The 25048-nt window shown below is 67.0% G+C and carries 28 protein-coding genes; 18 read left to right on the top strand and 10 right to left on the bottom strand.

The window, feature by feature from the left end; genetic code table 11:
• Positions 1–46: 46 nt before the first annotated feature.
• Genes AS031_RS06300 through AS031_RS06325 form a run of 6 tightly spaced genes read left to right on the top strand, consistent with a single transcriptional unit; the run spans position 47 to position 5151 of the window.
• Positions 47–889, top strand: a complete 843-nt coding sequence (locus tag AS031_RS06300) for a helix-turn-helix transcriptional regulator (RefSeq protein ID WP_074446926.1) — start codon at positions 47–49, stop codon at positions 887–889.
• Complete coding sequence (gene sufB / locus AS031_RS06305) at positions 889–2352, top strand: Fe-S cluster assembly protein SufB (RefSeq protein ID WP_058267275.1); 1464 nt, start codon at positions 889–891, stop codon at positions 2350–2352. Before AS031_RS06300 ends, sufB begins: the two co-directional genes overlap by 1 nt.
• Complete coding sequence (gene sufD / locus AS031_RS06310; RefSeq protein WP_058267276.1) at positions 2352–3593, top strand: Fe-S cluster assembly protein SufD; 1242 nt, start codon at positions 2352–2354, stop codon at positions 3591–3593. The genes sufB and sufD overlap by 1 nt, the downstream gene beginning before the upstream one ends.
• Positions 3594–3621: 28 nt before the next feature.
• Positions 3622–3972, top strand: coding sequence for a non-heme iron oxygenase ferredoxin subunit (locus AS031_RS06315; protein WP_058267277.1), 351 nt, complete (start codon positions 3622–3624; stop codon positions 3970–3972).
• Positions 3973–4016: 44 nt separating this feature from the next.
• Positions 4017–4805 carry a Fe-S cluster assembly ATPase SufC gene (gene sufC, locus AS031_RS06320; protein ID WP_058267278.1) on the top strand — a complete coding sequence of 263 codons (789 nt, stop codon included), beginning with the start codon at positions 4017–4019 and terminating at the stop codon, positions 4803–4805.
• A 13-nt stretch (positions 4806–4818) separates the two neighbouring features.
• Entirely contained in the window at positions 4819–5151 is a 333-nt protein-coding gene (locus AS031_RS06325) for a metal-sulfur cluster assembly factor (RefSeq protein WP_058267279.1), read from the top strand.
• A gap of 195 nt (positions 5152–5346) precedes the next feature.
• Here AS031_RS06325 and ypfJ read toward each other — a convergent pair whose 3' ends face one another.
• On the bottom strand, positions 5347–6231 hold the full coding sequence (gene ypfJ / locus AS031_RS06330) for a KPN_02809 family neutral zinc metallopeptidase (protein WP_058267280.1): 885 nt from the start codon (positions 6229–6231) through the stop codon (positions 5347–5349).
• A gap of 58 nt (positions 6232–6289) precedes the next feature.
• Between ypfJ and AS031_RS06335 the strand changes: the two genes are divergently transcribed.
• Together AS031_RS06335 and AS031_RS06340 are read left to right on the top strand one after the other, a co-directional pair.
• Positions 6290–7696: a class I adenylate-forming enzyme family protein gene (locus tag AS031_RS06335; RefSeq protein ID WP_058267281.1), complete on the top strand. Its 1407-nt coding sequence runs from the start codon at positions 6290–6292 to the stop codon at positions 7694–7696.
• Positions 7686–8867, top strand: a complete 1182-nt coding sequence (locus tag AS031_RS06340) for a thiolase family protein (RefSeq protein ID WP_058267282.1) — start codon at positions 7686–7688, stop codon at positions 8865–8867. The genes AS031_RS06335 and AS031_RS06340 overlap by 11 nt, the downstream gene beginning before the upstream one ends.
• 13 nt (positions 8868–8880) lie before the next feature.
• Here the strand turns inward: AS031_RS06340 and AS031_RS06345 are convergent, their stop codons facing one another.
• From AS031_RS06345 to AS031_RS06360, 4 genes are all read right to left on the bottom strand, one after another.
• Entirely contained in the window at positions 8881–9522 is a 642-nt protein-coding gene (locus AS031_RS06345; protein WP_058267283.1) for an energy-coupling factor transporter transmembrane component T family protein, read from the bottom strand.
• Complete coding sequence (locus tag AS031_RS06350; protein WP_058267284.1) at positions 9519–10280, bottom strand: energy-coupling factor ABC transporter ATP-binding protein; 762 nt, start codon at positions 10278–10280, stop codon at positions 9519–9521. The genes AS031_RS06345 and AS031_RS06350 overlap by 4 nt, the downstream gene beginning before the upstream one ends.
• An 11-nt stretch (positions 10281–10291) precedes the next feature.
• Positions 10292–10933, bottom strand: a complete 642-nt coding sequence (locus AS031_RS06355; protein ID WP_058267610.1) for a biotin transporter BioY — start codon at positions 10931–10933, stop codon at positions 10292–10294.
• A 179-nt stretch (positions 10934–11112) separates the two neighbouring features.
• On the bottom strand, positions 11113–11892 hold the full coding sequence (locus AS031_RS06360) for an isocitrate lyase/PEP mutase family protein (protein WP_058267285.1): 780 nt from the start codon (positions 11890–11892) through the stop codon (positions 11113–11115).
• Positions 11893–12049: 157 nt separating this feature from the next.
• Between AS031_RS06360 and AS031_RS06365 the strand changes: the two genes are divergently transcribed.
• The 3 genes from AS031_RS06365 (at position 12050) to AS031_RS06375 (ending at position 15503) form a co-directional block, all read left to right on the top strand.
• Complete coding sequence (locus AS031_RS06365; RefSeq protein WP_058267286.1) at positions 12050–13114, top strand: spore photoproduct lyase family protein; 1065 nt, start codon at positions 12050–12052, stop codon at positions 13112–13114.
• A 144-nt stretch (positions 13115–13258) separates the two neighbouring features.
• The gene (locus tag AS031_RS06370) at positions 13259–14857 is read left to right on the top strand and encodes an ABC-F family ATP-binding cassette domain-containing protein (RefSeq protein WP_058267287.1); all 1599 of its coding nucleotides are present in this window, start codon (positions 13259–13261) and stop codon (positions 14855–14857) included.
• 79 nt (positions 14858–14936) lie between these two features.
• Positions 14937–15503, top strand: coding sequence for a GNAT family N-acetyltransferase (locus tag AS031_RS06375; protein ID WP_058267288.1), 567 nt, complete (start codon positions 14937–14939; stop codon positions 15501–15503).
• A gap of 523 nt (positions 15504–16026) precedes the next feature.
• On the opposite strand, the gene AS031_RS06380 is transcribed toward AS031_RS06375, so the two are convergent.
• Genes AS031_RS06380 through AS031_RS06395 form a run of 4 tightly spaced genes read right to left on the bottom strand, consistent with a single transcriptional unit; the run spans position 16027 to position 18075 of the window.
• On the bottom strand, positions 16027–16503 hold the full coding sequence (locus tag AS031_RS06380) for a YbaK/EbsC family protein (protein WP_058267289.1): 477 nt from the start codon (positions 16501–16503) through the stop codon (positions 16027–16029).
• A gap of 1 nt (position 16504) precedes the next feature.
• Positions 16505–17380, bottom strand: a complete 876-nt coding sequence (locus AS031_RS06385) for an SURF1 family cytochrome oxidase biogenesis protein (protein WP_058267290.1) — start codon at positions 17378–17380, stop codon at positions 16505–16507.
• Complete coding sequence (locus AS031_RS06390; protein ID WP_058267291.1) at positions 17381–17647, bottom strand: hypothetical protein; 267 nt, start codon at positions 17645–17647, stop codon at positions 17381–17383. It lies immediately after the preceding gene.
• Complete coding sequence (locus AS031_RS06395; RefSeq protein ID WP_058267292.1) at positions 17644–18075, bottom strand: DUF3099 domain-containing protein; 432 nt, start codon at positions 18073–18075, stop codon at positions 17644–17646. The genes AS031_RS06390 and AS031_RS06395 overlap by 4 nt, the downstream gene beginning before the upstream one ends.
• Positions 18076–18227: 152 nt before the next feature.
• On the opposite strand from AS031_RS06395, the gene AS031_RS06400 reads away from it, so the two are divergent.
• Both AS031_RS06400 and AS031_RS06405 read left to right on the top strand, forming a co-directional pair.
• Entirely contained in the window at positions 18228–18953 is a 726-nt protein-coding gene (locus AS031_RS06400; RefSeq protein ID WP_058267293.1) for a beta-ketoacyl-ACP reductase, read from the top strand.
• A 138-nt stretch (positions 18954–19091) separates the two neighbouring features.
• Positions 19092–19844, top strand: a complete 753-nt coding sequence (locus tag AS031_RS06405) for an SDR family oxidoreductase (protein WP_058267294.1) — start codon at positions 19092–19094, stop codon at positions 19842–19844.
• Positions 19845–19922: 78 nt separating this feature from the next.
• On the opposite strand, the gene serB is transcribed toward AS031_RS06405, so the two are convergent.
• Positions 19923–20816, bottom strand: coding sequence for a phosphoserine phosphatase SerB (serB, locus tag AS031_RS06410; protein ID WP_058267295.1), 894 nt, complete (start codon positions 20814–20816; stop codon positions 19923–19925).
• A 143-nt stretch (positions 20817–20959) separates the two neighbouring features.
• Here serB and AS031_RS06415 point away from each other — a divergent pair, with 143 nt between their 5' ends.
• The 5 genes from AS031_RS06415 (at position 20960) to AS031_RS06435 (ending at position 24992) form a co-directional block, all read left to right on the top strand.
• A complete protein-coding gene (locus tag AS031_RS06415) occupies positions 20960–21745 on the top strand; it encodes an ABC transporter ATP-binding protein (RefSeq protein WP_058267296.1) in 786 nt (261 codons plus the stop codon).
• A gap of 21 nt (positions 21746–21766) precedes the next feature.
• Positions 21767–22552 carry a sulfite exporter TauE/SafE family protein gene (locus AS031_RS06420; protein ID WP_058267297.1) on the top strand — a complete coding sequence of 262 codons (786 nt, stop codon included), beginning with the start codon at positions 21767–21769 and terminating at the stop codon, positions 22550–22552.
• A gap of 7 nt (positions 22553–22559) precedes the next feature.
• Positions 22560–23369: a TrmH family RNA methyltransferase gene (locus AS031_RS06425; RefSeq protein ID WP_058267298.1), complete on the top strand. Its 810-nt coding sequence runs from the start codon at positions 22560–22562 to the stop codon at positions 23367–23369.
• A gap of 167 nt (positions 23370–23536) precedes the next feature.
• The gene (locus AS031_RS06430; RefSeq protein WP_058267299.1) at positions 23537–23794 is read left to right on the top strand and encodes a type B 50S ribosomal protein L31; all 258 of its coding nucleotides are present in this window, start codon (positions 23537–23539) and stop codon (positions 23792–23794) included.
• 100 nt (positions 23795–23894) lie between these two features.
• The gene (locus tag AS031_RS06435) at positions 23895–24992 is read left to right on the top strand and encodes a lipoate-protein ligase LplAB (protein ID WP_058267300.1); all 1098 of its coding nucleotides are present in this window, start codon (positions 23895–23897) and stop codon (positions 24990–24992) included.
• Positions 24993–25048: the final 56 nt, after the last annotated feature.

A 25048-nucleotide genomic window follows, 5' to 3' on the forward strand; every position in this document is an offset into this window, starting at 1 on the left:
CCTGCCCTTACTGGAGCCCGGGACTAAATTACGACATGATTGTGTTGTGTATTCAGTGAGCAATGCTACTGCTGTGCCCTTCGCCGGGCACGGGGCCGTCCAGGCCCAGGAGGGGCGCGCCCAGGCGGCGCCCGGCCCTGTGGCCGATGCTGACGAGCGCACGCGCGACCGCGTCCTGTCAGCAGTCCTGGAACACGGACCCGTCAGCGCCGCCGAACTCGGCGACATGCTGGGATTCACTCCGGCAGCCGTCCGCCGGCACCTGGACCATTTATCCCGCGCCGGCGTCATTGAAGTCAAAAAGGTGGCCAGGCCGGGAGCCGGCGCAGGCCGTCCCGCCCGCCGCTACGTCCTCAGCTCCGAGGGCCAGTCAAGCCTGGGCAACGACTATTTGGACATCGCCGCACGCGCCCTCCAGCAGCTCCAGAAAGTGGCGGGCCAGGACGCCGTCCGCGCTTTCGCCGTCGAACGCTTCGCGGACATGGAGCGGCGCTATGCCCCGGAAATCGACAAGGCCGGGCCGGACATCGCCGACCGCGCCAAGGCGCTGGCAGATGCCCTGAGCCGCGACAAGTTCGTGGCGTCCGCAGCGTCCATCGAAGCGAAGGCCCCGCTCCCTGCCGCGCTCTCCAGCGTGCAGCTCTGCCAGGGCCATTGCCCCATCCAGCAGCTCGCCGCCCGGTTCCCGGTGTTCTGCGACGTGGAAACCGAAGTGTTCTCCCGCCTGGTCGGCGTCGACGTTCGCCGGCTTTCCACGCTGGCCCGCGGCGGACACGTCTGCACCACCCACATTCCTACAGGCAGGCTGTCTGCCCAGGGGCCCACAAGGCCTTCGGCAGCCCCCGCCGGCCTGGACGAAGTAACAAACCATCTGCAAGAAAGGCCGTGATGACGGACCAACTATCAGAGAAAGCAGTCGCCGAAAACACTGTGATCTCGGAGATTCTGGAAAAGAATCCCGAGCTGCACGGCATCGGCAACTACGAGTACGGCTGGGCTGACAAGAACGACGTCGGCGCCAACGCCCGCCGTGGGCTGGACGAAGAAGTAGTCCGCGACATCTCGGCGAAGAAGAGCGAGCCCGAGTGGATGCTCGACCTGCGCCTGAAGGGCCTGAAGTACTTCGACCGCAAGCCCATGCCCACTTGGGGTGCAGACCTCTCCGGCATCGACTTTGACAACATCAAGTACTTTGTCCGATCCACCGAGAAGCAGGCCGCCAGCTGGGAAGACCTGCCCGAGGACATCCGGAACACCTACGAGAAGCTGGGCATCCCGGAAGCCGAGCGTAGCCGCCTCGTCTCCGGCGTGGCAGCCCAGTACGAGTCCGAGGTGGTGTACCACCAGATCCGCGAGGACCTCGAGGCCCAGGGCGTCATCTTCCTGGACACCGACACCGCGCTGAAGGAACACCCGGAAATCTTCCAGGAGTACTTCGGCACCGTGATCCCCGTCGGCGACAACAAGTTCGCGTCGCTGAACACGGCAGTCTGGTCCGGCGGATCGTTCGTCTACGTCCCCAAGGGCGTGCACGTCGACATCCCGCTGCAGGCCTACTTCCGCATCAACACCGAGAACATGGGCCAGTTTGAGCGGACCCTGATCATCGCCGACGAGGACTCCTACGTCCACTACATCGAAGGCTGCACGGCTCCGATCTACACGTCGGACTCCCTGCACTCGGCCGTGGTGGAAATCATCGTCAAGAAGGGCGCCCGCGTCCGCTACACCACCATCCAGAACTGGTCGAACAACGTCTACAACCTGGTCACCAAGCGCGCTGTCTGCGAAGCCGGCGGCACCATGGAATGGGTGGACGGCAACATCGGCTCCAAGGTGACCATGAAGTACCCGGCCGTCTACCTGGTGGGCGAGCACGCCAAGGGTGAGACCCTGTCCATCGCGTTCGCCGGCGAAGGCCAGCACCAGGACACCGGCTCCAAGATGGTCCACATCGCGCCCAACACCAAGAGCTCCATCATCTCCAAGTCGGTGGCCCGCGGCGGCGGCCGTGCAGCCTACCGCGGCCTGGTACAGGTCCGTGAAGGTGCCAAGCACTCCGCCAACACCGTCCGTTGCGACGCCCTGCTGGTGGACACGATTTCGCGGTCCGACACCTACCCGTACATCGACATCCGCGAGGACGATGTGCAGCTGGGTCACGAGGCAACGGTTTCCCGCGTCAGCGAGGAACAGCTCTTCTACCTCATGTCCCGCGGCATGCCCGAGGACGAGGCCATGGCCATGATCGTGCGCGGCTTCATCGAGCCGATCGCCCGCGAACTCCCCATGGAATACGCCCTTGAGCTGAACCGCCTCATCGAACTCCAGATGGAAGGATCCGTCGGTTAATGACTGCCGAAGCAACTACCGAAAAGGCCCGCATCGGCGCGCCGTCGATCGCCGGTTTCACCGAGGAGGGCGAGCACCTCGTCGCCTCCAAGGTTGACCGCCACCACAGCCACGGCACGCAGGTCATGGCTTCCCGCGCGGAGCGCCTTACCAGCCACGACGTCGCCGACTTCGCCCTGCCCAACGGCCGGGAAGAGGAATGGCGCTTCACGCCCGTCCGGGAACTGGCCAACCTGCTCGCCGACGCACCCACCGATGCCGGCGCCCTCGCCGTCAGCGTGGAAGCCCCGGACACCGTGGCGCAAGGCAGCCTGCGTGCCGGCGAAGCCCCCCGCGGCGCCACGCTGGTGCCGGCGGACCGCGCCGCCGTCGTCGCTTCCGCGAACGTCGACGAAGCCCAGCACATCCGCATCCCCGCGAACGCCGAACTGGACCAGCCCGTCCGCGTGGTCCTGACCGGCAGCGGCGCAGGCCGCCGCACCAACACCCACCACGTCATCGAGGCCGGCGAGAACAGCCGCGCCGTGGTGATCCTGGAGCACGAGGGCGCGGCGGACCACAACGGCAACGTCGAGGTCTTCGTCCGCGAAGGCGCCCAGCTGACCGTGGTCTCCGTCCAGCTGTGGGAAGACGATGCCCGCCACCTGGCCCAGCACGACGCCGAAGTGGCCAAGGATGCCGTCTACAAGCACATCGCCGTGACGCTCGGCGGCAAGATCGTCCGCCTCAACTCCAACGTCCGCTTCGCCGGCGAAGGCGCGGACGCAGAGCTCCTGGGCCTCTACTTCGCCGACGCCGGGCAGCACCTGGAGCACCGCTCCTTCGTTGACCACAACGTTCCCAACTGCAAGTCCAACGTCCTCTACAAGGGCGCGCTGCAGGGCAAGGGTGCGCACACCGTCTGGGTGGGCGATGTCCTGATCCAGAAGCAGGCCGAGGGGACCGACTCCTACGAAAAGAACCAGAACCTGGTCCTGACCGACGGCTGCCGTGCGGACTCCGTGCCCAACCTCGAAATCGAAACCGGCCTCATCGAGGGTGCAGGCCACGCCAGCGCCACCGGCCGTTTCGACGACGAGCACCTGTTCTACCTGATGGCCCGCGGCATCCCCGAGGACGTTGCCCGCCGCCTGGTGGTCCGCGGCTTCCTCAACGAGATCATCCAGCAGATCAAGGTCCCGGCCCTCGAAGAGCGCCTGACCGAGGCTGTGGAACGCGAACTCGCGGCTACGGACAACTGACAACACACAGACAGGCAGGCAGGAACGCATGAGTGCAAAGCCCAAGGGCGAACTGGTGTGCAGCGCCAATGACATCCAGGTCAAGCAGGCGCTGCGCATCCTGATCGACGACTACCCCGTGGCCGTCGTCAGGGATTCGATGGGTGATATCCACGCCATCGGTGACACCTGCTCGCACGCCGACATCTCGCTCTCCGAAGGCGACGTTGAAGGCTGCGCCATCGAATGCTGGGGCCACGGCTCCCAGTTCGACCTGCGCAGCGGCCAGCCGCTCCAGCTTCCCGCCTACGACCCCGTCCCGGTGTTCGCCGTCGAGCTCGACGGCGACGACGTCTACGTGGATGTCACCAACGTTTTGAACGGCGCCTCAGTCAACTGAGCGCCCGGCAGCACAGACTTACGAACGAACACAGAAAGAAGAGCATGTCTACTCTTGAGATCAAGGACCTGCACGTCAGCATTGAGACGGAGCAGGGCACCAAGGAGATCCTGAAGGGCGTCAGCCTCACCATCCGCACCGGTGAAACCCACGCCATCATGGGCCCCAACGGTTCCGGCAAGTCCACCCTGGCCTCCACCATCGCCGGGCACCCCCGCTACACCGTCACCAGCGGCTCCATCACCCTGGACGGCGAAGACGTCCTCGAAATGAGCGTCGACGAGCGCGCCCGCGCCGGTGTCTTCCTGGCCATGCAGTACCCGGTGGAGGTTCCCGGTGTGACCATGACCAACTTCCTCCGCACCGCAAAGACCGCCATCGACGGCGAAGCACCCAAGCTGCGTACCTGGACCAAGGACGTCAAGGACGCCATGGAGCAGCTGCGCATCGACGCCGACTTCGCGCAGCGTAACGTCAACGAGGGCTTCTCCGGCGGCGAGAAGAAGCGCGTCGAGATCCTCCAGCTCGAACTCTTCAAGCCGAAGTTCGCCGTCCTCGACGAGACCGACTCCGGCCTGGACGTTGACGCGCTCAAGATCGTGTCCGAGGGCGTCAACCGGGCACACGCCGAGGGCAACATGGGCACCCTGCTCATCACGCACTACACGCGTATCCTGCGCTACATCAAGCCTGACTTCGTCCACGTGTTCGTTGACGGCCAGGTTGTCGAAGAGGGCGGCCCGGAACTTGCCGACCGCCTGGAAGAAGAAGGTTACGACCGCTACGCCAAGGGTGCCGGCGCCGCTGCTGCCCCCGCAGCAGCACAGGCCTAGTAAGGACTTTGCGATGACCGAAATCACGCCGGGCCGCACGGCCCTGGAGGACGTCGAAGAGGCGCTCAAGGACGTCATCGACCCCGAGCTTGGGGTCAACGTGGTGGACCTCGGGCTGCTGTACGGCCTGAAGTACTCCGACGACGACGGCGCGCTCCTGATCGACATGACGCTCACCACCGCCGCCTGCCCGCTCACCGATGTCCTCGAGGAGCAGGTGGGCCAGGCGCTGGACGGCGTCGTGGACGACTGGCGCCTGAACTGGGTCTGGATGCCGCCATGGGGTCCCGAACGGATCACCGACGACGGCAAGGACCAGATGCGGGCCCTGGGCTTCAACATCTGAACAAGTACGACGACGGCGGGTCACCTTTCGCACGAAAGGTGACCCGCCGTCGTCGTTCCCTCATCGATTGCTCCCCACCGGCCCCCTAGCCTCGCAAGCTCGGCCAGGGAACCCTACCGGCGTGGGCCCACGTAAGCGCCGCTTTGGGGCGCCATAAGGGCGCTTACGGAGCAATCGATGGGGTCAGGTGATGGGTTAGAGAGTGGCGGCCGAGAAGGTGTCGCACTGGTTGATGTCGCCGGACTCGTAGCCGCGGGAGAACCAGCGCTGGCGTTCCTCGCTGGAGCCGTGCGTCCAGCCCTCCGGGGACACCCGTCCGGTGGCCGCCTTCTGGATCCTGTCATCACCCACAGACGCGGCCGCCGACAGCGCGTCACTGAGGTCCTGCTGGGTCAGCGGCTCCAGATACGGCTGGCCGGTGTCCGGATTTGCCGTGGTGGACGCGTACTTGGCCCACAGCCCGGCATAGCAGTCCGCCTGGAGCTCGGTGCGGACGGACCCGGACTCCGGGCCCTGCGGATCCTGCTGGGCCCGGCCCAGGTCACCCAGGACATTCTGGATGTGGTGCCCGAACTCGTGTGCCACCACATACTCCTGCGCCAGCGGACCGCCGGAGGAACCGAACCGGTCCACCAGTTCCTGGAAGAAACCGGGATCGAAGTAGGCAGTGGTGTCCGTGGGGCAGTAGAACGGTCCCACCTCGGAGGTCGCAGCGCCGCACCCGGTGTTGGTGCCGCCGGTGAAGATCACGGCTTCCGGCCGCGGGTACTGGACGTTGTACTGCTGGAGGTAGCCGGGCCAGAACGCGTTCAGGCTGTTGACCGTGCCCGTGATCCTGCAGTCCAGACGGGCATCGGCGTCGGCGCCGGTGCTGCAGGCCGGTGCGGTGCCCTGCGCCTGCCCGCCGCCGCCTCCGCCGTCTGTCAGCCCGCCCAGGAGGTTGGGATTGATGCCCAGCAGCAGCGCAACGAGCAGCACCAGGCCGCCGCCGATTCCGCCGCCAACCTTCACGCCGGTGCCCATGCCGCGCCGGTCCTGGACCTGCGACGGGTCAAGCTGCACGTTGTCGTTGAAACTCATATCGTCACAATACCCGCGGAACGGCCGCGCAATCAGGGGCGCCGGTAAAGTTGATCCGATGCCTTTCCTCGACCGAATCCAGCGCTGGGCCGACGACCGTCCGGACGACACTGCGGTGGCCGTGGCCGGCAGCCGCCTTTCCTGGGCAGACCTGAGGGACCAGGCCGCGGCGCTGGTGCCGCACACCCCTTCCGTGACCACGCTGTGCGAAACCAACTCGACCGGTTTCGCGGTGAAGTTCGCCGCCGCGGTGTCTGGCCAACGCCAATGCGCTGTCCTGGACCCCGCCTGGCCCGCACACCTGCAGGACGACATTGCCGGCCGGGTGGCTGCCACTGCCCGGGCGGCGGCTGTCGCCGCCGAGGACGGCCTCGTAGACGGCCCGCCCGGCTCACCGTTCCTGATCGGCCTGACGTCCGGCACCACGTCAGTGCCCAAGGCGTTCACCCGGTCCCGCAGATCCTGGCAGCAGTCCTTCGATGCCTCCATCGAATTCTTTGGCCTGCGGCAGGACGACGTCACCCTGGCCGTCGGACCGCTGGCGGCCAGCCTCAACCTCTACGCCCTGGCCGAGTGCCTCTACGCCGGCTCCGAATTCCAGACCCTGGAACAGTTCGACGTCGGCGACGTCCACGCGGCCATCACCCACGACCACGTCACCCGGCTGGTGCTCGTGCCCACCATGCTGCGCATGCTCAGCGAGCGCGGCCTGACCGGCTGCGTGGATGCTTCAGGGATCCGCAGCATCATCTGCGCAGGATCAAAGCTGGACGCCCGGACGTTGGAGGCCGCCCGCCGCTGGGCGCCCAACGCCACCATCTACGAGTACTACGGCGCCTCGGAACTGAGCTTCGTGTCCGGTGCCGGCCTGGGCGCCGGGCGGCCGCCCGCCGTCGGCAGCACCTGCATTGGCCGCCCGTTCCCGGGTGCGGAGGTCAGCATTCGGGACGACGCCGGACGGCCCGTCCCCGACGGCGGGTACGGCAACATCTGTGTCCGCAGCGGCATGGTCAGCGACGGCTACCTGTGGGGCGACGACGGCCAGGCGCTGCGCTGCTTCGACGGCTGGTACACCGTTGGCGACCAGGGCTACCTGGGACCGGACGGGCTCCATATCCTGGGGCGCCGCGCGGACATGATCCTCACGGCGGGCCGGAACGTGTACCCGCACGAGGTGGAACTGGCCCTTTCCGCCGTGCCGGGCGTCTCAGCCGCGATCGCTGCCGGCATGCCGGACGACCTGCGCGGGCAGAAGGTGGTGGCCGGCGTCGTGCCCTCCCACGGCGGCATCACCGCGACGCAGCTGCGGGCCGGCCTGGAGGACATCCTGGCCCGCGACAAACGGCCCCTGCAGTACTTCATCCTCGCCGAACTGCCCGTCACGGACCGCGGAAAGGTCAGCCGCAACCTGCTGCTGGACTGGATCGCCACCCGGGACCCGCGGGTGCGGAACCTTGCGGGCTGAGCTGCTGCCGCCGGACCGGCAGCCGGTCATCATCGCGGCGCGGCGGACTCCTGTTTGCCGAGTCAACGGGGCACTCCGGGCGCTGCGCGCACACCAGTTGCTGGCCCCGGTCCTCAGGGCGCTCCTCACCGAATCCAACGTTGAACCCGCTGACGTCACCGACGTCGTGGTGGGCAACGCAGTGGGAGCCGGCGGCAACGTGGCCCGCCTGGCCCTCCTGGAAGCCGGCCTGCCAGTCAGCGTCCCGGGGATCACCGTGGACCGGCAGTGCGGTTCCGGGCTGGACGCCATCGCGCTTGCCTCGCAGCTGGTGGCTGCCGGCGGCAGTCCGCTGTACCTGGCCGGGGGAGTGGAGAGCACCAGCACGGCACCGCTGCGTGCCCACCGGACGGACGACGGCGGCGCGGACTTCTATGCCCGCGCGCAGTTCGTGCCGGAGCGCTTCGGCGATCCGGACATGGGTGCGGCGGCGGAGACCGTTGCGCGGCGGTTCGGTATCTCTCGCTTGCGGCAGGATGAATTCGCGCTGGGCAGCCACCGCAAAGCACTTGCTGCCGCGGCGGCGGGCCGCTTTGCCGCCGAAACGGTTCCGCTGTCGGTGCCCGGGGGCACCGTGACTGCTGATGACGGGCCGCGCCGGGGCCTGAGCGCCCCCGTAATGCGACGGTTCCCCGCCGCCTTCGCCGCCGGCGGCACCGTGACCGCGGGGAACTCATGTTTTGACGCAGACGCGGCCGCCGCTGTCGTCATCACGTCGCTGGAGCGTGCCCGTGACCTCGGCGCCGTGGACGCGCTCCTGGTCCTCGGCACCCGCACGGCGGGTGTGGAACCCGAGGTGCTGGGAGTGGGAGCGGCCGAGGCGGCGCAGCAGCTCTTGTCGCTGCAGGGGGTGGCTCCGGACAGCCTGGGACTTGTGGAGTTCAACGAGGCGTTTGCGTCGCAGACCCTGGCCTGCCTTGACGCGCTGGACATCGACTCCCGCCGGGTCAACGCCGACGGCGGCGCACTGGCGTTGGGTCACGCGTACGGCGCGTCGGGGGCAGTGCTGGCGGTGCGGCTGCTCGCCCAGGCGCGCCGGGCAGCAAGGCGGGGAAACCTGGCCCTGGCGATGATCAGCGGCGCCGGCGGACTGGGGACGGCCACCCTCATGCGCTACGAGCAGCTGGCCTGACTTCAGCTCCGGCTCAGTCGTCGTCGGGCTCCTGGTCACCGGCCTCGCCGAGCCCGCGGGCAGCGAGCGCTTCCCCGGTCTGCCGGGCGTAGGCCACCGAAGTGATGAAGACGGGCAGGACGAGGGCACGGGGGTTCCGGTCCAACCCGCGGGCCCGGGCAGAGTCGCGGACGTCGGCAAAGGTTCCGGCGATGTACGGGATGCTGCGGAGCATGATCCCGATGGTCAAGGCGAAGCGCTCCGGATCGGCGCCAAGGCGTGTGAACGGCCCGGCGGCCTTGACCACCCCATCCAGGAGCCGCTGCACCGGCGTGGTGGCAGTCAGCAGCGAGGCAGCCAGGACGCAGACCAGGATGTTCAGCACAATCCTGGCCGCTGTTGCCCCGCCCAGTTGCCACCACTGGAACGCGCCGATCACTAGCAGCACGGGGGCCAGCGGCCGGAAGGCGCGGACCAGCCTCCGGGACCCGGCGCCGCTGGCCAGGAAGAGCCCGCACAACCCGGCCAGCACCGCAACCGACACCCGCCAGTCCGAAATCAGGAAGGACGCCAGGCCGCTGGCGAAGACCAGCAGGAACTTCACCGCCAGCGGCGTCCGGTGGATCAGCGAGTTGCCGGGAACGTAGTTGGCCAGCAGGAAGCCGTGGCCCCTCACGACGCCCCCGGCTGCCGGACAGTGCCGGGGGAAGACGGTGAAGGGAAGGCAGGGGGGCCGGCCAGGCAGAGGGCACGGTAGGCGGCCACGGCCGCGGCCGGGGAACCATCGAACACCACGGAGCCGCCCTCAACCACCAGGACACGGTCCATGTCCAGGGCAAGGTCGAGATCGTGGGTGGACATGATGATCTGCTGCTCCAGTCCCGCCAGGGTACGGCGCAGCAGTTCCCGGTTGCGCAGGTCAAGGAGCGTGGACGGCTCGTCGAGGACCAGGACCGACGGATTGACCGCCAGGACGGCGGCGAGGGCCATGAGCTGGCGCTCCCCGCCGGAGAGCTCATAGATGCTCTGGTCTGCCAGCGGCAGCAGGCCCAGGCGCTGCAGGGCTGCCTCCGCCTTCTCCCGGCGCTCATGCCCGTTCCGCACGGAGCGGCGGAGTGACAGCTCAACGTCCTCCCGGCCGGTCGGCATGACCAGCTGTGACAGAGGGTCGGTGAAGACGAAACCCACGTTCCGCCGGACCCGGCGTACGGCACTGACGGTGCTGTCGCCGTCGACCGTGACTGTGCCCGTGGTGGGCTGGAGGAGTCCGTTGACCAGGCGCAGCAGCGTGGACTTACCTGACCCGTTGGCGCCGATGACGCCGATGCGGTCTTCCGCCAGCCGCAGGTCGATGCCGTCCAGGAGGACCTTGGACCCGGGGGACTGGTCCGTCTCCACGGCGACGGTGACCTGGTCGAAAGCGACGATTGGCATGGCGTCCGGACCTAGGATCCGGCCGGAACCGCGGTGCTGCGGCGGACCCGGCGCACCAGGATGTCCGGGAAAGCGCGGTGCAGGGCGACAGCGATGCCGGCGGCGAGGACGTTCTTGACGATGTCACCGGGGTAGAACACCAGGTCGCTCACGAAGGCCTGGCCGATGGTGGACTTGGTATTCAGGGCGATGCCCGCCACGCCGAGGGTGTGGACAACGACGATGCTGGTGACAGTGGCGGCGAGGAACAGCCACAGCGCGCGTGCCTTGGCGGTGCGCTTGATGATCACCGTGGCCAGCCAGCCCACGAGGGCTGCGGCGATGGGGAAGGCGATGAGGTAGCCTGCGGACGGTCCGGCCAGGATGCCCAGGCCGCTGCGGCCCTGGCTGAAGATGGGCAGGCCGGCCAGCCCCAGGAGGGTATAGAGACCCACCGCGGCGAAGCCCCTCCCGGGCCCCAGGACCAGGCCGGTGAGCATGACGGCGAGCGTCTGGAACGTGATGGGAACTCCGAACCCGTTGACGGCAAGCCCGGGCACCAGGGCGGCGCCGGCCACCAACGCGGCAAACACGCCGATAAGGCCCAGGTCTGTGGCGTTCCAGCGGCGGCGTGCGGGGGAGAGGCCCGTGCGGGCGGTTTCAGTGTTGCTCATGGCGGTCCTGTCGGGGTTGTACAAGCGAAATCCAATGTACAGCCGACGTTACTGGGACGGAACCGGCTCCATTTTGTAGGGGTTCCACCAACCGGGGCACGGTGGGCTGGTATGGCGGCAACAAACTCCGGCAGGGCATCTCCGGGCCGCACCGGGCCCGGAGATGCCAGGGTTCCTGCTCAGTTCAGCGCGGGGGTGTCTTCCGGAATCACACCGGAACCATAAAGATCGGTGGCAAGGTCCCGCAGTGCCCTCAGCGCCACCCGCTGGGTGAACGGTCCATAGGAAACCCGGGCGACGCCCAGCTCCTGGAGCCGCTCCGCGGGCAGTGCGCCCGGGGCACCGATGACCGACAGCTTCCCCCAACCGAGGCCCTCAACGAGGGGATCAATGGTCTCTTCCGTGAGGGCGCCGGGGACAAACACCAGGGCGGCACCGGCGTCCAGGAACGCCCGGCCGCGGGCAACGGCGTCGCTGAGGCTCTCCTTGATCGGCCGGTCCCCGGCGCGCACGATGGCATCCGTGCGGGCGTTCAGCTGGAAGGGCACGCCCTCCGTATCCGCGGCCGTCACGATCGCCTGCACCCGCGCAACCGCTTCGTCAAAGGGCCGCAGCCTGTCCTCGACGTTGGCTCCCACGATGCCGAGGCCGATGGCCCTGCGGATTGTTTCGGCCGGGTCCGCGTAGCCGTCGTCCAGGTCCGCGGTGACGGGCAGGTCAACGGCGTCGACGATTCTCCTGGCCCCTTCCAGCGCCACGTCCAGCGGCATGGTCCCGTCGGCGTAGCCCAGCGCTGCCGCAATCGAGTGCCCCGCCGTTGCGATGGCCTTCGTTTCGGGCAGTCCCGCGACAGTGGTGGCACTCACCGCGTCCCAGACGTTCACCACCCGGAGGATCCCTGGGGCTTCGTGGAGGGACTTCAATTCCTGTGCACGCTCTGCTGTGGTCGTCTCAGTCATCCGTCTTTCTTCCTCATCCATGGGGTTGGTCCTGGAACCAGGCGCTGTTCCTACCTATCCACATGCTGCTGCTCCAAGGCAAGGACCGCGGACGTGTCCGCCTGTGCCCTCGGCTTAATGGGGCACGGGGGACGCCGGATCCGGGAAGAATGGGCGCATGGAATTCAACCGGCTCCTGCAGATCCGGCGGATCTTCGCCCAGCCGGAAGCGCTGGAATTGCCGCGCGGCCGGGAGATCGTCGGGCGGTGGCCCGACGCCGACGTCGTGCCGGTGGAGAACCACTGGAACATTCCTGAACTGCACGGCGATGAAACGAACGTGCCCCGCTGGTCCCGGATCAAGACCGAGGCGCTGGTCCTCGGCGTCAAGAAGTCACTGACCGTCAAACCCAACGGCCGCTCCGCCGACTTCATCGCCCCCTCCACGGCCAACGGGTGCGCCATGGCATGCGCCTACTGTTACGTCCCCCGCCACAAGGGATACAGCAACCCGGTCACCGTGTTTGCCAACATCGACCAGATCGCCGCGGCCCTCGAACGGCACGCCACCCGGCAGGGCATCAAGCTCGAGCCCAACCAGTGCGATCCGGAACTGTGGGTCTACGACATCGGCGAAAACAGCGACTGCTCCGTTGACGCGCTGATCAGCGACAACGTGGAGGACCTTGTGGGGCTTTTCCGCGAACTGCCTGCCGCCAAGCTGTCCTTTGCCACCAAGTACGTCAACCGGGACATGCTGGCCTGGAACCATGGCGGCCACACCCGGATCCGTTTCTCGCTGATGCCGGCCCACCTGGCGAAATCAGTCGATGTCAGGACATCGCCGGTGGCCGAACGGCTGGCCGCCATCAACGACTTTGTCGACGCCGGATACGAGGTCCACGTCAACTTCTCTCCGGTCATCATCACGGAGACCTGGCTCGATGACTGGCGTGCGCTGCTGCGGCAGGTCGACGATACCCTGAGCCCCGCAGCCAAGGCGCAGCTTGCCGCGGAAGTGATCTTCCTGACCCACAACGAAGGGCTTCACCGGGTTAATCTCGGCTGGCACCCGCAGGCCGAAGCTGTGCTCTGGCGTCCTGACCTGCAGGAGGCCAAGACCTCCTCCAACGGCTTCAGCAATGTCCGGTACCGGGCGGGAAGCAAAGGCCGCTACGTCCGGCAGCTGATGGCCCTGATCGAGGACGTCACGCCTTACTGCCGGGTCCGCTATGCCTTCTAGGGCCGGGCGGCGCCGGAACCCGGCCGCCTGCGGTTGCCCCGGACGGTAGACTTGTCTGGGCCGTTCTCCGGCCATACATGCCCCGGACCGCCACAGACGTGGTGCGCCGGCGGCACATCCCTGCTGTGAAAGGCTCTACCTGCTGTGATTACTGTCCAGGATCTTGAACTGCGTGCCGGCGCCCGCCTCCTGATGGACCAGGTGAGCTTCCGCATCGACAAGGGGGACAAGATCGGGCTGGTGGGCCGCAACGGGGCGGGCAAGACGACACTCACCCGTGTCCTCGCCGGTGAAGGCCTTCCAGCTGCCGGGAAGGTGACCCGGAGCGGCGAGATCGGCTACCTGCCCCAGGATCCCCGCACTCCGGACATGGAACAGCTTGCACGTGACCGGATCCTGTCGGCACGCGGCCTGGATGTCGTCGTCGGAAAGCTCCGCAAGGCGCAGGCGGACATGGCGAGCGACGACGCCGACGTCCAGCGCAAGGCCATGGCCAAGTACGACCGGCTCGAAGCCGAATTCCTTGCCGGCGGCGGCTACGCGGCCGAAGCGGAGGCGGCGGCGATTTCGTCGAACCTGGCGCTGCCGGACCGCATCCTCAACCAGCCGTTGAAGACGCTCTCCGGTGGCCAGCGACGCCGTGTGGAACTGGCGCGGATCCTTTACTCGGGCGCCGAAACCATGCTGCTCGACGAGCCGACCAACCACCTGGACGCCGATTCCATCTCCTGGCTGCGGGACTTCCTCAAAAGCCACCAGGGCGGCCTGATTGTCATCAGCCACGACGTGGAGCTGCTGGAGGCCACGGTCAACAAGGTTTACCACCTTGACGCGAACCGGGCACAGATCGATTTCTACAACATGGGCTGGAAGCGGTACCTCCAGCAGCGCGAAACGGACGAGCGGGCACGCAAGCGTGAACGCGCCAACGCCGAGAAAAAGGCCCAGGTGCTCATGGACCAGGCCAACAAGATGCGGGCCAAGGCCACCAAGGCCGTGGCGGCGCAGAACATGGCCAAGCGCGCCGAACGGTTGCTCAGCGGCCTGGAAGCCGTGCGCGAGCAGGACCGCGTGGCGGCACTGCGCTTCCCGGAGCCCTCACCCTGCGGCAAGACCCCGCTCACCGCTGAAGGCCTCAGCAAGTCCTACGGGTCCCTGGAGATCTTCACGGATGTGGACCTGGCGATCGACCGCGGGTCCAAAGTGGTCATCCTGGGCCTCAACGGCGCCGGCAAGACGACGCTGCTGCGCATGCTCGCGGGCGTGGACAGGCCGGACACCGGCGACATCGTTCCCGGGCACGGGCTTAAGGTGGGCTACTACGCCCAGGAGCACGAAACCCTCGACCACGACCGCACAGTGCTCGAAAACATGCGCTCGTCCGCACCGGACATGAAGGACGCCGAGGTCCGCGGCATCCTGGGCTCGTTCCTGTTCTCGGGTGACGACGTCGACAAGCCGGCAGGCGTCCTGTCCGGCGGTGAGAAGACCCGCCTGGCCCTCGCCACCATCGTGGCCTCCAGCGCCAACGTCCTGCTGCTGGACGAGCCCACCAACAACCTGGACCCCGCCAGCCGCGCCGAAATCCTGGGTGCGCTCAGGAACTACACCGGCGCCGTCGTTCTGGTCAGCCACGACGAGGGGGCCGTCGAGGCTCTGAACCCGGAGCGAGTGGTGCTGCTGCCGGACGGCGTCGAGGACCACTGGAACGAGGACTACCTGGACCTGATCACCCTGGCGTGACGAAGGGTTGGACGGCCCGACGCCGGATACCGGCCAGGCCGTCTGCGGCGCCTCACGGGCCGGGTCAACTGGAAGGCCTATGATCGAACGGGTGGATGAAGTTCTGGCGCTGCGGCAGCATGATGAGCTCAGCACGAGGGATCTTGCCGCCCTGGAGCAGCTGTTCAACCGGGAGTACCTGCGCGATTATGGCCCGTGGACTCCGGATGCCCCGTACGGTTATTCGCCGGCCGATTTCCATGTGCTGGCGTTTCAGGGCGGAGTCCTGGCGGGCCATGTAGGCTTCCAGCGCCGTGCGATATCGGTGGGAACCGATGACGTACTGGTGGCCGGGACCGGAGGAGTGCTGGTTGATCAATGCTTTCGCGGTACGGGCCTCGGCGTCCGCGCGATGCGCCACGCCCAACGGGCGATGCGCGATGAAGCCGGGGTGGACTTCGGATACCTCGGCTGCCGGAAAGAGGTGGTCCCCTTCTACGGGTCTGCGGGGTGGGTTCAGGTGCAGGCCACGGAGCGGTGCCTGTCCAACGCGGACCAGACAACAATCATCGTGTCCCATGACGGGCCCACGCTCATTTGCTCGTCCATTCGCGATGCGAGTGAATGGCCGGACGGCGACATTGATCTTCGCGGCACTCCCTGGTGACCTTGAGACTCAGAGGGCCTACCCGGACCTACATTTGCCCGATGCACGCATGCCGGCTTTATTGGGGCCACCGAATCGTGCTGCCGCTTAGAGCGGCCGCCCGTAGGGATAATCAACCCACAGGCCGGTGCCCTCCTCGGGGCAAGCCGAGCGAGCCCCCTGTCGGGTCGCCCAGTAGTCGGCGGGGAACCGTGCACCTTGGAGTACGGAGTCCAAATTCACGCCGTACTCCTCGCGCCAGTCAGCGAAGCGTGCGTCATAGCTGATGCTGCGGTAACGGCTCTTCAGCCATCGCCGCCGTCTCCAGGAGGCAGAGGCCCGGATGGCGACAGGAATTTCTGAACTCATTATTTGATTCTGCCTTGGTGCCGGGAAGACCCCAAAGTCCACGGGCATAAGTCGTTGTTGAGTCCTCTTTCCGGGCTTTTGTTGATTGCCGCAGTAGTTCCAGGCACTCCCGCATGGAATATTTCTCCGCAAGATTCCTGGTGGCCACCGGTGATGCCCCCGCCTGACGGTTATGTCAGCGGACCGGCATTTCCTCGGCCCCGGTAATCCTGTGCAGGTCCTGGTAGGTGATGCTGAACATTGAGTAGTGGTCTCCGGCTCCTGCCCACAGCAGGTCCTGGGACCGGAGGGACGCGTCCAAAAGCGTCCTGATGCGGCGCGGGTGGCCCACCGGCGCCACACCGCCCACCCCTTGTCCCGTGTGCTCCAGGACGAAATCCGGGGCAGCGCGGCGGATCCGTCCCTCGCCCAGGCGGTCAGCCACGAGGGCGGTGTCCACCCTTGCCGCGCCGCTGGCGAGGATCAGCAGGGGAGCTCCGCCGAGGTTGAACACCAGGCTGTTGGTGATGGCCGCGACGTCACAGCCGAGCGCCCCGGCCGCCGCCGCGGCAGTGGGCACACCGGCGGGAAAGGTCCGGATCGTGTCGCCCACCCCTGAGGCGACCAGCACAGTACGCACCCGGGTGACCGGGCCGCCGTCGGACGTTGTCACGTCAGTACCCCTGCGCGTCCAGCAGCGCGTCTTCCTCTTCCTCGGACGTCGCCTTCTTCCGCTTCCGCGGAGGTGGCGGACGACGGCGGGAGCTCACCGCCGCGTGGACGGTTCCGCCGGGTTCCGCCGCGTCATCGTCCTCGGCGTCAATGGCCGCGTTGCGGGCCTGCTGCCGGGCCGCGTAGCCGAATCCCACGAACATCAGCACACCGAAGGCAAACCACTGCAGGGAGTAGGACAGGTGCGTGCCTTCTTCCGTGGAGGGCTTGGGAAAGGCCACCGGCATGTCGGCGGCCGGCGGGGTTTCAGATGCCAGCTGGCCGTAGGCTCCGGTAAGGATGGGATATCCCAGCTGGGCACCGTAGGCGTTCAGGTCGATGGACGCCAGCTGCCCCTGCGGTGCGCCGCGCTGGAGTTCCGGTTCGGGGTGCTTCAACCGGACCACCGCGGTGACCTCGCCGGCCGGGGGCGCCGGAACGGAGTCCGGACTTCCGGGGTTCTTGTTGCCGATCGGCAGCCAGCCGCGGTCGATGATCACCGTCCCGCCCGAGGCTAGCCTGAACGGCACTACCACCTCGTAACCCGGCTGCCCGTTCAGCGGCCGGTTGCGGACAATACGCTGGCCGTCCACGTCGTAGGTGCCCTTGAGTTCCACCTGCGTCCACTCTTTGGCGGGGTCCAGCCGGGTGAACTGGTCCCGGGCTGCGGAGAAGGGGATGGGCGTGGCGGAATAATTGCTCACCACCCGGTTGATTTCGGCGAGGGTCTCAGCGCGGCGGTCCATCTGCCAGCGGCCCAGGAACACGCAGGCGGTGGCGAAGATCACGGCCAGCAGGAGATAGCCCAGCCACTTGCTGGAAAAGAGGAAACGGTACATTCAGTTGTCCTGCTCCAGGGGGCCCGCTGCATGGTCCGGCAGGAGGGGCAGCGTTTCCTTCCACAGCCCGCGGGTCTGAAGGTAGTCCTCCAACCAGCCGCGGTGGTCGTCGCAGGCCAGCCAGGACTTGCGGCGCTCCGGGGTGTGGATCTTCGGGTTGTTCCACAGCAGCTGCCAGGACGCTCCCGCGCGGCAGGCCTTCCGGGAACAAATGGCCGCCGCGTCAATGTCCGGGCTGCTTCCGGCGGCGAAGTCAAAGATGTTCACGGTACCTGCCGCTCCTGTCCGGTGTCCGGGTCCTCGTCGTCAATCAGTTCGCCCTGCAGGACCTCGTGGCCGTGCTCATCATTGGCGGACGGCGGGGCGGGCGCCTCCAGTTCCGCCAGCGGAGCGGAGTCCAGGAGGGCGTCGCTGTGCCCCTCGGCCATGTCGCTGCCGTTGGCGATCACCACCGCAATCCACGGCAGGAACACAGCACCGGCCACCGCAATGATCTTGAACCAGCCGTCCAGCACGAAAATCAGCACCAGGCACACCATGCGGATACCCATGGCCAGCGCGTACTTGACCATGCGCCGGCGCATATCCTCGGAATGGGCTTCCGCGGCTTCGGTGATGCTGTGGACTTCCGTGTCGCCGGAGAACCGTCCCGGTTCTTCGGGCGCGGAACGTCCAGCGTGGTTTTCAAGGGTCACGGTGATTTATCACGCTCCAAAGGCTTGGATCAATTCTCTCACCATCGGCAGTGGCGCCCAAACCCGGGCGGAGCCGGGCGCTAAGATCGGAGGCAGCCAAATTCCACCTTCCTACCGCGGTGCAGCGCGCCGCAGAATCACGGAGCCCCTCCATGACTGAAGCAGCCACCACCTCCCGCAGCGTCCTTGTCACCGGCGGCAACCGCGGCATCGGCCTGGCCATCGCCAAGGCGTTCCTGGCCAACGGGGACAAGGTGGCGGTCACCTACCGCAGCGAAACGGAACTGCCGGAAGGGATCCTGGGAGTCAAGGCGGACGTCACGGACGAGGCTTCCGTGGACGCGGCCTTCAAGGAAGTTGAAGCGGCACACGGCCCGGTGGAAGTCCTGGTGGCCAACGCCGGCATCACCAAGGACACCCTGTTGCTGCGGATGAGCGAAGACGACTTCACCTCCGTCCTGGACACCAACCTCACCGGCGCGTTCCGCGTGATCAAGCGCGCCTCCAAGGGCATGATCCGCCTGCGCAAGGGGCGCGTGGTCCTCATTTCCTCCGTATCCGGCCTTTACGGCGCGCCGGGCCAGATCAACTACTCCGCGTCCAAGGCCGGCCTGGTGGGCATTGCCCGGTCCCTGACGCGCGAGCTGGGATCCCGCGGCATCACCGCCAACGTGGTGGCCCCCGGCTTCATCAACACCGACATGACGGCCGAGCTGCCCGAAGCCACCCAGAAGGACTACCTGGCGAGCATCCCGGCCGGCCGCTTCGCTGAAGCCGATGAGGTGGCCAACGTGGTCCGCTGGATCGCCAGCGACGAGGCAGCCTACATTTCCGGCGCCGTGATCCCCGTGGACGGCGGCTTGGGCATGGGGCACTGACGCTGCCCGCATCAAGTTGCGGCAACCAGCCGGTCCCGGCCTTCTTTGTGGAACCCGGACAAAGGAATCGCCGGCGTGCGCTGGCATGATGGACTGCAGAGCCGCTTCACTTTAGACGTTTCAAACAAAGGAGCCCCTATGGGACAGCTGGACAACAAGACAGCAATCGTCACCGGATCATCGCGCGGAATCGGCGCTGACGTGGCGAAGATCCTCGCAGGCGAGGGCGCCGCCGTCGTGGTCAACTACCGGCAGAAAGCGCCGCGCGCCAACAAAGTGGTGCAGGGCATCGAGGCAGAGGGCGGCCGCGCCGTGGCCGTCGGCGCGGACCTCACCACCCAGGAGGGCGTGCAGGCACTGGCGTCCGCCGCCATGGAAAACTTCGGTTCCCTGGACATCCTGGTCCTGAACGCCTCCGGCGGCATGGAAACCGGCATGGGGGAGGATTACGCCCTCAAACTCAACCGCGATGCCCAGGTGAACATGCTCAACGCCGCCGTTCCGCTGATGAAGGAAGGCTCCCGCGTCGTCTTCGTCACCAGCCACCAGGCGCACTTCATCAACACCGTTCCCACCATGCCCGCCTACGAGCCGGTGGCCCGCAGCAAGCGCGCCGGCGAGGACGCCCTGCGGGACCTCATCCCCAACCTCGCGGAGAAGGGCATCAGCCTGGTGGTGGTGTCCGGCGACATGATCGAGGGCACCGTCACCGCCACGCTGCTGGACCGTTCGACGCCGGGCGCCATCGAAGCCCGCCGCGCCGAGGCCGGCAAGCTCTACTCCGTGGAGGAGTTTGCCCAGGTGGTGGCTGGGATGGTCACCGCCGACGTCGAATCCGGACACACCGAGTACGCCGGCGGCGCCGACTACTTCGGCAAGAGCGGCCAGTAACTTCAACCGGCAGGAAAACAGATGCCCGGCGCCTCAGGCGCCGGGCATCTGTCGTTTCGTTGCAGATCCTGTACGCGTTCAGACTCCGGCGATATGCCGGACCGCGTCAAGGTAGGGCATGTTGATGGCGGCATCGGCCACGGCGCGCACGGCAGGCTTGGCGTTGAACGCCACCCCTATGCCTGCCGCGCCGAGCATATCGAGGTCGTTGGCGCCGTCGCCCACCGCGATGGTGTGTTCCAGCGCGATTCCTTCAGCCGCGGACCATTCGCGGAGGTACTTCTCCTTGGCAGCCCGGTCCACCGCCGCGCCCAGCACCTTGCCGGTCAGGGCGCCGTCGACAATCTCCAGCTCGTTCGCCTGCCAGTAGTCCAGGCCCAGGTCCGCAGCGATCGGCTCCAGGATCTGGTTGAATCCGCCCGAAACCACGGCAACGCGGTGCCCTGCCGCCTTGAATGCCGCCACGAGCTCAGCGGCACCTTCGCTGAGCTTCACTTCGTCACGGACGGAATGGACGACGTCGGCCGGCAGACCCGCGAGCACCGCCACCCGGGCGTGCAGGCTCTGGGCGAAATCCAGTTCGCCGCGCATGGCCGCCTCAGTCACCGCAGCAACTTCGTCGCGCTTGCCGGCATAGGCTGCCAGCAGTTCGATGACTTCCTGCTGGATCAGGGTGGAGTCCACGTCCATGATCAGCAGTTTCCGCCCTGCTGCACGCAGGCCGGCGGGCACCAGTGCGGTGTCCATGCCGGCTATGGCGGACCCGGCCACCGCGCCGCGGAGGGCTGCCAGTCCCGCCGCAGTGGCGTCCGCCAATTCCAGGTCAGCGGTGTGCACCTGGAACCGGTCGTCGCCGCCACGGGAGACGGTGCCCACGGCCGCCCCATGCGCCGCCAGGACGGCGTGCAGCTGCTCCAGTCCGGTCGCCGTCAGATTTTGGCCATAGCTGACCGCAGTCACGTTCGAAGTCATGCCTGCAATCTTATCCAGCGCCGGCAGCCGCTCCGGAATTCATTGCGCCGCCCCGGCCCCGGAACAGCGGGGCCGACGGCCGCCCGGAGGACCCTTACGCCCGGTTATCAGTCGGCCACTTTTTTGTCCTAGTGTCTATTCCTATGAGTGATGTTCTGGAATTGGACTCCGTCAGCGTTGTCCGCGGTAAAAAGACCCTGCTGGACAAGGTCGACTGGCAGGTCAACGAAGGCGAACGCTGGGTCATCCTCGGCCCCAACGGTGCCGGCAAGACCACCCTCCTCCAGATCGCAGCTGCCCGCCTGCACCCCAGCAGCGGCAAGGCCGGTATCCTCGACGAGATCCTGGGCCGGACGGACGTGTTTGAACTGCGTCCCCGCATCGGGCTGTCATCGGCAGCGCTGGCCACCCAGATTCCCGAACACGAGAACGTCCTCAACGTGGTGGTTACCGCTGCTTACGGCGTCACCGGCCGCTGGCGCGAGGGTTACGAGCGCGACGACGAACGCCGCGCCTTCCGCCTCCTGAACGACTGGGGGATGGGCCCGCTGCTCAACCGGACCTTCGCCACACTCTCCGAAGGCGAACGCAAGCGCGTGCAGATCGCCCGGGCCCTCATGACCGACCCCGAACTGCTGCTGCTGGACGAACCGGCCGCCGGCCTGGACCTCGGTGGCCGCGAAGAGCTGGTCCACAAGCTCGGCCAGCTCGCCCAGGATGAAGCAGCGCCAGCCATGGTCCTGGTCACCCACCACCTTGAGGAAGTGCCTCCGGGCTTCACCCATGCCATGCTGCTCCGCGACGGCGGGGTAGTTGCCGCCGGTCCCATCACCGAGGTCCTCACCGATGAGCACCTCAGCGAGACGTTCGGGCTGGCCTTGGACGTCACGGAGAGTGGTGGCCGCTACGCCGCCACCGCCCGCCGCTAAGGGCAGGGCTGAATACTTCCTGTGGAGATCCTTAGCAGCATCCTGGTCTTTTTCGCCGGCCTGTGGGCCGGCACCATCAACGCGGTGGTCGGCTCCGGAACACTGGTGACCTTCCCTGTCCTCATCGCGCTGGGCATCACACCCGTTGTCGCGTCCATGAGCAACGCCATGGGCCTGGTGGCCGGCACCGCCGCCGGAGCGTGGGGTTACCGCCGCGAACTCGCCGGACGCGGGCGCCAACTCCTGAAGCTGCTCCCTGCGTCCCTGCTGGGCGGCATCACCGGCGCCTGGCTTCTCCTGCACCTGCCGGAGAAGGTTTTCCACTACGTAGCACCCGTCCTGCTGGTCCTTGCCCTGCTCATGGTGATGTTCCAGCCGAAACTGCAGTCCTGGGTGCGGACCCGTGAACAGAACCCGGAGCACGCCGTCCGGGACCGCAGCCACGGCGTGCTGCTGGTGGTGCTCGTTTATCTTGCTGGCGTGTACGGCGGGTATTTCGTGGCCGCCCAGGGCATCCTCCTGGTGGGCATCCTCGGAGTGTTCCTCAGCGGCACCATGCAGAACGCCAACGCCATGAAGAACATCCTGGTCCTGGGCGTCAACATGGTGGCTGCCATCTCCTACCTGCTGTTCGCCTTCGATCGGATCAACTGGCTGGTTGTCCTCCTGATCGCCGTGAGCTCCACCATCGGCGGACTCGTTGGCGCCAGGGTGGGGCGGAAGCTTTCCCCGAAAGTCCTCCGCGGCGTGATCTTCACCCTGGGTATGGTGGCCCTCGTCGTGATGGTCGCCAACCTGCTGAAATAATCGCCCGGTGACTTTCCACTACCTCGAAACCGCCAACGACCCGCGCGTCAGCGACTACACCACGCTGACCGACGTCCACCTCCGCAAGCTCCGCGAACCGCGCGAGGGGATGTACATTGCGGAGTCCTCCCGGGTCCTGAGGCGCGCCCTCGCTGCCGGCCACCAGCCGCGTTCGTTCTTCCTCGCGGAGAAGTGGCTGGCGGACCTCGAGGACGTCTTCCAGGCCTACCCTGATGTCCCGGTCTTCATCGGCAAAGCCGCACTCCTCGAGGAAATCACGGGCTTCCACCTTCATCGGGGCGCCATGGCAGCCATGGAGCGCCCCGACCCCGTGCCGTTGCCGGAGCTCCTGGCGGGCGCCCGGCGGGTGGCGGTCCTCGAGGACATCGTGGACCACACCAACGTGGGGGCGATCTTCCGGTCTGCCGCGGCGCTGGACATCGACGCCGTCCTGGTCTCTCCCCGCTGCGGCGACCCGCTGTACCGGCGCAGCGTCCGCGTCAGCATGGGCACGGTCTTCCAGGTGCCGTGGGCGCGGCTGGAGAGCTGGCCGGGGGACCTGGCGGTCCTGAAGGACCACGGCTTCACGGTCGCGGCCCTCGAACTGACGGACGACGCCATGGACGTGGACGCCGTCGCCGCTGCCAACCCGGACAGGCTTGCCCTGGTGCTCGGCACCGAAGGCGCCGGCATGAGCGCGGAGACGCTGGCCGCCGTCGACCTCGCCGTCAAAATCCCCATGCGCAACGGCGTGGACTCGCTGAACGTGGCAGCGGCCTCGGCGGTGGCGTTCTGGGAGCTCCGGGCACGGGACTGACCTGCGGCTGAGGGCACCCGCGCAGTTCGCGGGAGCACCGGATGTCCGCTATGATTGACTGCTGGCCCTCCTGATGCTTTTCGGCACAGTCCAGAGATTCAGAATCCGGCCATCCCATTCATACCTGGCAACTGGCAAAATCCAGCTGCGTGAACAAAGGTCCCATTATGAAGTCTGATATCCACCCGAAGTACGAAGCCGTCGTTTTCAACGACCTCGCCTCCGGCACCAAGTTCCTGACCAAGTCCACCGTGTCTTCCTCGAAGACCATCGAGTGGGAAGACGGCAACACCTACCCGGTCATCGACGTCGAAATCTCCTCTGAGTCCCACCCGTTCTACACGGGCAAGCAGCGCATCATGGACTCCGCCGGCCGCGTGGAGCGCTTCAACGCACGCTTCAAGGGCTTCGGCGCCAAGAAGTAATTCCTTCGCCGCAGTTCTTTCCGGGAAAGCCCGCACCGTCCACGGTGCGGGCTTTCCTTGCGTTGGCGGCAGTGGCACACCGTACGGCAGGATGGAACACATGAGCGAGCAAACGCACCCCGGCCACCACGCTGCAGCCAACGGACGCCGGCACGGCGAATACAAGGTCCCGGGTGGCAAGCTCGTGGTCGCAGACCTCCGCGTTGCGGACGGCGTGCTGGCCGACGTCTCCATCAGCGGCGACTTCTTCCTCGAACCCGACGAGGCGCTCGTCGACATCAACCGGGCACTGACCGGCCTCCCGGACACCACCCCGGCAGCGGACCTGGCGGCCGCCGTCGCTGCCGCCCTGCCCGAGCGTGCCGTCCTGTTCGGATTCTCCGCCGACGCCGTGGCCGTCACCGTCCGGCGTGCCTTGGCCAAGGCCACCTCCTGGGCCGACCACCAATGGGATGTCATCGGCCCCAGCGTGCTGCCCACGGAGATCAACGTTGCCCTCGACGAGGTCCTCACCGAGGAAGTGGGTGCCGGCCGGCGCAACCCCACCCTGCGTTTCTGGGACTGGCAGGAACCCTCCGTGGTCATCGGCAGCTTCCAGTCGGTCCGCAACGAGGTGGATCCCGACGGCGTGGCCCGGCACGGCATCAAGGTGGTCCGGCGCATCAGCGGCGGCGGGGCGATGTTCATGGAAGCCGGCAACTGCATCACCTACTCGCTGTACGTGCCGCAGACGCTCGTGGACGGCCTCAGCTTCGCCGACTCCTACCCCTTCCTCGATTCCTGGGTGATGGCCGCCCTGGAAAAGATCGGCGTGAGCGCCTTTTACGTCCCGCTCAACGACATCGCCACGGACCAGGGCAAGATTGGCGGGGCCGCACAGAAGCGGCTTGCCAGCGGCGGGATGCTGCACCATGTGACCATGAGCTACGACATCGACGCGGACAAAATGGTTGAGGTCCTGCGCATCGGCAAGGAAAAGCTCTCGGACAAGGGCACGCGCAGCGCCAAGAAGCGCGTCGACCCGCTGCGCCGCCAGACCGGAATGGCCCGCACTGACATTATCGGCGCCATGATGGACGTGTTCACCGGCCGCTACGGTGCAACCCCTTCACGGCTGACGGACGCCGAGCTCGCCTCCGCCCGGGACCGCGCCGCCGCCAAATTCGGCACCGAGGAGTGGCTGCACCGGGTTCCCTGATGCGCTGACAGGCGGGCTGGCTTCGCAGGGACTGTCCCGGCGCATCGAGCGCCGCC

Source organism: Pseudarthrobacter enclensis (assembly GCF_001457025.1).
Lineage (GTDB): Bacteria > Actinomycetota > Actinomycetes > Actinomycetales > Micrococcaceae > Arthrobacter > Arthrobacter enclensis.

What these genes read in the sequence shown, in the direction of transcription:
- sufB (WP_058267275.1), top strand. Translation starts at nt 889, where the DNA reads ATGACGGACCAACTATCAGAGAAAGCAGTCGCCGAAAACACTGTGATC.
- sufD (WP_058267276.1), top strand. Translation starts at nt 2,352, where the DNA reads ATGACTGCCGAAGCAACTACCGAAAAGGCCCGCATCGGCGCGCCGTCG.
- AS031_RS06315 (WP_058267277.1), top strand. Translation starts at nt 3,622, where the DNA reads ATGAGTGCAAAGCCCAAGGGCGAACTGGTGTGCAGCGCCAATGACATC.
- sufC (WP_058267278.1), top strand. Translation starts at nt 4,017, where the DNA reads ATGTCTACTCTTGAGATCAAGGACCTGCACGTCAGCATTGAGACGGAG.
- AS031_RS06325 (WP_058267279.1), top strand. Translation starts at nt 4,819, where the DNA reads ATGACCGAAATCACGCCGGGCCGCACGGCCCTGGAGGACGTCGAAGAG.
- ypfJ (WP_058267280.1), bottom strand. Translation starts at nt 6,231, where the DNA reads ATGAGTTTCAACGACAACGTGCAGCTTGACCCGTCGCAGGTCCAGGAC.
- AS031_RS06335 (WP_058267281.1), top strand. Translation starts at nt 6,290, where the DNA reads ATGCCTTTCCTCGACCGAATCCAGCGCTGGGCCGACGACCGTCCGGAC.
- AS031_RS06350 (WP_058267284.1), bottom strand. Translation starts at nt 10,280, where the DNA reads ATGCCAATCGTCGCTTTCGACCAGGTCACCGTCGCCGTGGAGACGGAC.
- AS031_RS06355 (WP_058267610.1), bottom strand. Translation starts at nt 10,933, where the DNA reads ATGAGCAACACTGAAACCGCCCGCACGGGCCTCTCCCCCGCACGCCGC.
- AS031_RS06360 (WP_058267285.1), bottom strand. Translation starts at nt 11,892, where the DNA reads ATGACTGAGACGACCACAGCAGAGCGTGCACAGGAATTGAAGTCCCTC.
- AS031_RS06365 (WP_058267286.1), top strand. Translation starts at nt 12,050, where the DNA reads ATGGAATTCAACCGGCTCCTGCAGATCCGGCGGATCTTCGCCCAGCCG.
- AS031_RS06375 (WP_058267288.1), top strand. Translation starts at nt 14,937, where the DNA reads ATGATCGAACGGGTGGATGAAGTTCTGGCGCTGCGGCAGCATGATGAG.
- AS031_RS06385 (WP_058267290.1), bottom strand. Translation starts at nt 17,380, where the DNA reads ATGTACCGTTTCCTCTTTTCCAGCAAGTGGCTGGGCTATCTCCTGCTG.
- AS031_RS06400 (WP_058267293.1), top strand. Translation starts at nt 18,228, where the DNA reads ATGACTGAAGCAGCCACCACCTCCCGCAGCGTCCTTGTCACCGGCGGC.
- AS031_RS06405 (WP_058267294.1), top strand. Translation starts at nt 19,092, where the DNA reads ATGGGACAGCTGGACAACAAGACAGCAATCGTCACCGGATCATCGCGC.
- serB (WP_058267295.1), bottom strand. Translation starts at nt 20,816, where the DNA reads ATGACTTCGAACGTGACTGCGGTCAGCTATGGCCAAAATCTGACGGCG.
- AS031_RS06415 (WP_058267296.1), top strand. Translation starts at nt 20,960, where the DNA reads ATGAGTGATGTTCTGGAATTGGACTCCGTCAGCGTTGTCCGCGGTAAA.
- AS031_RS06430 (WP_058267299.1), top strand. Translation starts at nt 23,537, where the DNA reads ATGAAGTCTGATATCCACCCGAAGTACGAAGCCGTCGTTTTCAACGAC.
- AS031_RS06435 (WP_058267300.1), top strand. Translation starts at nt 23,895, where the DNA reads ATGAGCGAGCAAACGCACCCCGGCCACCACGCTGCAGCCAACGGACGC.